Genomic DNA, 6,941 nt, shown 5'->3' with positions numbered 1-6,941 from the left:
CTGCTGTTTGCCGAACGCGCACGCGTGACGACCAACGTCGCAAAAGGCACATTGGATCTTCAAATGCGTCCCTCGACCGGAGATTTCGCGGTCAATATTGATGCTATAGCTCCCGGTTTTGCGGTGCAGAGTGTCGGGGTGGCCGACATTGTAGCCAGCATCAATCTGGGTCCAGCGCCTTCCGGGCTCTCGGTCGATGGCCAGGTCAATGCCAAGCTCCGGCGCTTCGATATCGGTTTCCTGCGCGAACTGGCCGGAGGTTTGCCCGAACTGCAAACCGGGCTGGCATTGGGACCAGACGGGTTTTTGCGGTTTACCGATCTCACCGTCAGGGCTCCCCAGCTCTCGTTCAGGGGTTCCGGCACTCAAACCGGAGCAGCGACTTTCGCGTTTCGCGGGTCGGGCAGGCAGGATACTTATGGCAGCTTCGACATTAAACTCGACGGAGCACTCGACCGGCCCAAGGTCGCCTTGTTGCTCGACAGTCCGCTGCCTGCGCTTGGTCTGTCGGCGGTCAGCCTGCAACTCACTCCCGTGGCGGCCGGCTTTGCCTATATCGCGTCGGGTGGATCGACTCTGGGGCCGTTCAACAGCGACGGCGCCATCCTGACCACAGGCGGCCAGGACGGTGCTGTCCGGGTAGATCGCCTGCTGGTGTCCGACACGCTGGCGACCGGCACTATCAGGCCCACAGCCCAGGGTCTTGCCGGAACGCTGGCGATCAGCGGCGGCGGCGTGAACGGCGATATTCTGTTCCGGCCCGGCAATGGTCGGCAATTGATCCGCGCCAATCTTAAGGTCGAAAATGCCCGCTTCGATGGCAATCCTCCGATTTTTATTCGCACCGGCGTGCTTGATGCCGATATCGTCCTGATCGATGGCCGGTCGAATATCGACGCGACCCTGCGTGCGCAGGGGATTAGTCGCGGCGAGCTGATTGTCGGTCGGATCGCCGCCAATGCAAAGCTGACCAACGGCAGCGGGACTGCAACCTTTACCGTGGCAGGAACGCGCGGCAGCACGTTTGAATTTCAGGCAAAAGCGGGCATCACTCCCGATCGCTATCAGATCACCGGCAATGGCCAGTTCGAAGGTCGCACCCTCCGTCTGACGCGCACGCTCGATCTCAGGCGGTCTGGCGATGGCTGGACGATGTCCCCGACCACGGTCAGCTACGGCAGCGGTAGCGCCCGCATGTCCGGGCGATGGGCGACGGGCAATTCAAACCTGGTCATGGCATTGTCCAAAATGCCCTTGTCTCTGGTCGATATAGCTTATCCCGATCTCGGGCTGGGCGGCACAGTTAACGGCACTGTAAAGCTTACCCAGTCACGTTCGCAGGTTCCGGTAGGCGAAGCAAAGCTCACGGTGAAGGGCCTGACCCGGTCCGGGCTGATATTGACCTCCGCGCCGGTTGATCTGGGTCTGAATATTGCCATTTCCCAGCGCAACGCGGCGGCACGGGGGATCATCAAGTCGCCTGCAGGAAAAACCATTGGTCGGTTCCAGGGGAGGGTCACCGGACTCGGCGGCGGGCGCTGGCAGGATGAGCTTATGCGCAAGCCCTTATTCGCGCAGGCGCGTTTCAGCGGCGGGGCGGAAAGCCTGTGGCGGCTGACCGGCGTGGAAACTTTTGATTTGACCGGACCGGTGTCGGCCAGCGCGGATATCGGCGGCAGCCTTGCCAATCCACAGATCGAAGGCCTGGTCCGCACCAGCAACGCCCGTCTGGAAAGCCCGCTGACCGGCACAGTTGTCTCCAATATCAAAACGGTCGGCCGGTTTGACGGCTCGCGTCTGGTGCTGCCCGAAGTAACCGGTGTCACCGCCGGAGGCGGAACCGTCAGTGGTAGCGGCAGCTTCAATTTTGCCGTCGCGCCCGGCGAAGGCATTGGCATTGTGATGGACGTCGATGCCCGGCAAGCAGCGTTGATCGCGCGGGACGATTTCGCCGCGACGGTGACCGGCCCAATCAAGATACGCAGCTCGCCGGAAGGAGGCCTGATCTCTGGAGATGTGACCCTCAACCGCAGCTTCTTCCGCTTTGGCCAGGCGAGCGCGACCGCCAGCCTGCCTGACATCAAGGTCCGTGAGATCAACCGCCGGGCCGATGAACGTCCGGTGCAGATCCGCAGCCGGCCATGGCGCTTTGCCTTGTCCGCGGATGCGCCCAACCGGTTGCAGGTAGAAGGACTGGGCCTGGACAGCGAGTGGCGCGCGAATCTCAAAATTTCCGGCCCGGTCGATGATTTCACCATGGTCGGCGACGCCAATCTGATCCGCGGCAATTATACATTCGCCGGTCGTCGGTTCCGGCTCGAGCGGGGACGCATCCGTTTTGTCGGCAACCAGCCGGTCAATCCGATTCTGGATATCGAGGCCGAGGCCAATCTGACCGGCCTCAATGCCACCATCAATGTCACCGGCACCGGCAACCAGCCCGAAATAGCCTTCACCAGCATCCCGGCGCTGCCCGAGGACGAATTGCTCTCGCGGGTATTATTCGGCGCGTCGATCGCCAATCTGTCCGCTCCCGAGGCGGTCCAGCTGGCGGCCGCGGTGGCCTCGCTCAATAGCGGCGGCGGGCTCGATCCGATCAACCAGTTGCGCAAGGCGGTCGGACTCGACCGTTTACGGATATTACCGTCAGACACCGACACCGGTTCGGGGACCTCGATCGCGGCCGGCAAATATATAACGCGCCGCGTCTATGTCGAGCTGATCACCGACGGCAAGGGCTATAGCGCGACCCAGCTGGAATTCCAGATCACCCGCTGGCTGTCGATCCTGTCGACCATTTCGACTCTCGGCCGTCAGAGCGCCAACGTTCGGATCAGTAAAGATTATTAGAGGATCACTCGGTCGATGCACTTTTCCAAGGTGAGTTAGCTAATCCACCCGACCGCGACTATGATCACTACGCTGTAGATCAGCACGCCGGCCAGAATTCGAGGCAAGCTCAAGCTGTCGCCAAACGTCGCCTTTGCCAGAGTTTTCATCTGCACCAACAGTTCCGGCCATGTATAGGAGACAAAGTCGCCCTGGGTCATGATTGCCACAAGCTTGTTGTCATCGTCGATGATCGGCAATCGGCGAAATCGTTCGTTGGACATGATCCGCAACCAGTCGACCAGTTCATCATTTTCCTTCGCGGTGCGGACATTTTTGGTCATGATGTCGCCGACCATGGTTTTGGCCGGATCACGTTTTTGCGCGACCAGTCGCTTCATGACGTCCCGTTCTGTCAACATGCCCAATATGTGACTGTCCTTGTCGACCGCGATGATCGATCCGTAGTTCTTGTCAGCCATTCGCAAGACGACGTCGATGACCTTGTCATTGATATCACAAGTCATGGGTTCGGGTTTGGTCGCATATTCTACGCGTTCGCTGATTTTCATTCGAGCATATCCTCATATAGATAGGAGTAACGGCGGTGCGCGGACGAATCCCGTGTCAAAGCGAGATTGCCACGCCGTGTGAAGAAGCCGCGCGGGGCGTTTTCCATTGCCTCGCGTTTGCGCTTCATTAGCCATTGCATGTAGTTTTCGGTTATATTCATGCCGTGAAAAATAACGAAATTACGGGACAGCGCCATATGTCCGTTCGGGCATTCGCCACAAGGCGACGCCGCTGGAATTTCCGAACATCAGCTGGCGTCCGATCCTGTTGCGTATTTCGACGCTAGTAAAGAGGAGTGTCAATCTGCGGACACGCTAGATTTGGTGAGTAGCTGTGGAACCGGAGGAGTGCCGTGCGACCATCACATCGCCATCAGGAAATCGGATCCTCCGGCGTTCCAGTTGATCTCGGTCTCCGGATCGACCGCATCCATTTTGTCTTCGGCATAGACCGCGTGCAGCGCGCGGGCGATGCGATAGTCCTCGATATAGTCGATATCGACGCCCGCCAGCTTGGACAGCGATTGCAGGACCGGATTGTCGCCGACGAAATATTCGCGCGCCAGTATCTGCTGGCGCGGGGCCATGTAGAGGCTGTTGGTAACCTTGAACCAGTCGGGCAGGTTCTGGGAAATCGTATGGTTGCGGGTGGCTTCGTAATTGAGCGCGCCCTCGCGCGACCAGTAATAATCCTTGCACGGATTGACCCCGAGCAGCGAATCATGGTCACCGCAGATAACCTCGTCATGATAAGTGCGAAACGCATCGCAATATTCCTGCGGCGCCATCAGCGGACAGACCACGGTCGACCAGGCGATATGGGTATGGGGAATGTCCCGCACGATGCCGGTGATCACATCGCGAAACGGTGCGATATGGTCAATGGCAAGATGACGCGGGCGATGGTGGACGGACACGCCGAACCGGTCGCCGAGCGCCAGAAATGCCTCGTCTTCGCTCGAAATATAGATACGCCTAGGTTCGATCACTTTGGTCAGCTGGGCCAGCTTCCACTCGATCAATGTTTCCTGGTCGCCGAACGGCAGCAGGCATTTTTCCGAAATGCGCGAACTGCCGCGACGGACCGGGATTATAACAGCCAGATCATACATAGAGAATTTCCTTCCTTGGGGGATTTGTCATCAGGCGGCCTGTCCGATCACTTGCGTCTGATATTGGGTCTGGTAGCGCGCCATAGCCTGCTCCCAGCGCTCCGGCTGAACGGGATCGGACATCCGGGAAACAAGATCATCGGCGGTAAGCGCCGGATCGGCCGGGTCGAAAACGCTATTGGCGAGATGAAAGGCGAACCAGCGCTGCGCCACCACGGTGTCGGCAGATGTCGCGCAGCCGTCGCCGATGGCGGCCAGAAATGCAGGAAGTTCATCATAAGCCCGCACCCAGTCGCCGGTATCAAAATCCGATAACCGCATCATCGGCGTGCCGTAGGCTGCACAGGCCGACCAGCTTTTGGAATTGCCGACGATCATCCCGTCGCTTTGTTTCGTCAAAGCCAGTGTTGCCTGCCCGGCAATCTTCGTGCCGTTGATCAGCATGGCCTTGCCATCTAGCGATGCCAGCGCAGCTTCGAGGGCTTTCTTGTCGCCATAAAGTTCGTTCAGCGGATGGTTGGTCACCGCGAGAACCATATCGTCGCTCAGCATCGGCGTGATCGCCTCTATCATCTCCGCATTGTTGGCATAGCGATGGTGCTGGCCAAAGAAATTCTCTGCCTGCTCATATTCCAGCGGCAGACCGATGATGATCTTGTCTTCCGGCAGTCCGGTCATCGTCAGAAATTCTGCCCGGTCCGGCAAAACCGGTTCCTGCAACATTTGTTCCCATATCGGTGCAGCAAGTCCGTCCAGTTCAGCGCATTGCTCCAGAGACAAATCCGGCATCAGCCCATGGTCGAACAAGGAAGGAGACAGGGTGACCCAATTGGCTCCGGTTCGCACCGGCGGGGCAGCGCCCTCCATGATATAGCGGACGATACCGGGAAAGCGCGCCGGCGTGACAATATCGGCGCTACGGCACAGGACGAAGTCTGGATTGATATCGCGGACCAGCGCGATCAGATCTTCTTCACTGCTCGCGTCGACCCGCAGCCGGGGATGATCGGGGCCGTCCAGCATATACCAGATCACATGATCAAGATCAGCGACCAGATCGATCTGTTCTTCGCCCATGCCGGTGTTGTTCCACAAGGGCGGCACCAGCACATGAACCTCATGCTCCCGCGCCAGGACGCGGATCAGATGGACGACAATATTGGCAAACCACCAGGGCGTCACAACAGGCAGGTAAAAGATAATTCGCTTCCGTTGCTGCGCCATTACATGCTCTTAAAATCATTGCCGGGGACGACAATTATAAACGAACATGGTTAATAAATGACTAAGCTGGTGGGGTTTTAGCGGATTGGCGTCCCAGCCGGAACTATGAATCTTGAACCGCTCTGGTCGCAAACATGGAGGTTTGGCTTGGACCGGGTACAGTCAGCTCTCGCCCCATTAGCTGTTGTTAACGTTACATCGCTCCCAAGTCTGCTTTGGGCGCAAAAGCGGACGCCAGAAATCTACTGATACCTGTGTTGGTCTTTCATATTCGCGGTGCCAGCGTCTCAATTATTTTGCATTGAGCTACTGTTCCATGCTGACAAGCACCAACCACGCGACCTAACTCAGAACGCAGCGTTGTCAGGTCGTCAATTTTCTGATCAATCTCGGCAAGGTGCCTGCTCGCAATATCATCAACTGCTTCACAGGATTGATCTTGATTGTCCGATAGTTCCAGCAATTCGCGCAGTGCCTTCAGGGTAAAGCCGAGATTTCGGGCACGGCGAATGAACGAAAGCCTGGAAAGATGGTCGCTTCCGTAATCCCGGTAGTTTGAAGTCGTTCGTGCGGGAGGCGGTAACAGGCCGATATTCTCATAATAGCGGACGGTTTCCACCTTCGTATCGGTCGCTTTTGCCAGTGCTCCAATTTTCATCGCTTGACCCTATAGTTACTACAGGGTGCATAACTATCGGCGAATCGAAAATTGTCTAGGAAAAATCATGTCCGATAATTGTTGCGCCGACGCCTGTGGAACGGGAGACGCGCTGAATGACAAGCGCTGGCGGCGTATCTTGTGGATTGCGCTTATCCTCAATGGCGCGATGTTTTTCATTGAGATGGGCGCTGGTGTTCAGGCGGATTCACGTGCGCTTCAGGCCGATGCGCTCGACTTTTTTGGCGATGCTTTCAATTATGCGATCAGCCTTGGTGTGGCTGGAATGGCGCTGGCATGGCGTTCGCGAGCGGCGTTGTTCAAGGGGGCAACCATATTGCTATTCGGTCTATGGGTGCTGGGGTCTGCCATATGGGCGTTTTTCAACGGCACGACGCCGGTTGCCGAGACAATGGGTATCGTTGGAACTCTGGCATTGCTTGTGAATGTTGGCGTTGCCCTGATGCTGTATCGCTACCGGTCGGGCGACGCGAACATGCGGTCGGTCTGGATATGTTCGCGCAATGACGCGATCAGCAATGTTGC

6 protein-coding genes are annotated in these 6,941 nt (G+C 57.7%); 2 read left to right on the top strand and 4 right to left on the bottom strand.

The genetic code is table 11. The features are described 5' to 3' along the window. Positions 1 to 2,850 (top strand): translocation/assembly module TamB domain-containing protein (locus WBM93_RS14100; RefSeq protein ID WP_424432499.1); only part of this gene is annotated, 2,850 nt, incomplete at its 5' end. Positions 2,851 to 2,885: 35 nt separating this feature from the next. Here WBM93_RS14100 and WBM93_RS14095 read toward each other — a convergent pair. From WBM93_RS14095 to WBM93_RS14080, 4 genes are all read right to left on the bottom strand, one after another. Continuing rightward, positions 2,886 to 3,401: a cyclic nucleotide-binding/CBS domain-containing protein gene (locus WBM93_RS14095; protein WP_424432498.1), complete on the bottom strand. Its 516-nt coding sequence runs from the start codon at positions 3,399 to 3,401 to the stop codon at positions 2,886 to 2,888. A 362-nt stretch (positions 3,402 to 3,763) separates the two neighbouring features. Then, positions 3,764 to 4,513 (bottom strand): cytidylyltransferase domain-containing protein, encoded by a 750-nt coding sequence (locus WBM93_RS14090; protein ID WP_424432497.1) that lies wholly within the window; start codon positions 4,511 to 4,513, stop codon positions 3,764 to 3,766. A gap of 30 nt (positions 4,514 to 4,543) precedes the next feature. Beyond that, complete coding sequence (locus WBM93_RS14085) at positions 4,544 to 5,737, bottom strand: hypothetical protein (RefSeq protein ID WP_424432496.1); 1,194 nt, start codon at positions 5,735 to 5,737, stop codon at positions 4,544 to 4,546. A gap of 265 nt (positions 5,738 to 6,002) precedes the next feature. Then, complete coding sequence (locus WBM93_RS14080) at positions 6,003 to 6,395, bottom strand: MerR family transcriptional regulator (RefSeq protein WP_424432495.1); 393 nt, start codon at positions 6,393 to 6,395, stop codon at positions 6,003 to 6,005. A 67-nt stretch (positions 6,396 to 6,462) separates the two neighbouring features. Here WBM93_RS14080 and WBM93_RS14075 point away from each other — a divergent pair. After that, a partial coding sequence (locus WBM93_RS14075) for a cation transporter (protein WP_424432494.1) occupies positions 6,463 to 6,941 on the top strand: 479 nt, incomplete at its 3' end.

The organism is Parasphingorhabdus sp. (assembly GCF_049667325.1).
In the GTDB taxonomy this organism is placed as follows: Bacteria; Pseudomonadota; Alphaproteobacteria; order Sphingomonadales; family Sphingomonadaceae; genus Parasphingorhabdus.
The sequence above is the reverse complement of the archived record's forward strand: the minus strand, read 5'-3'. Positions and strand labels throughout refer to the sequence as shown.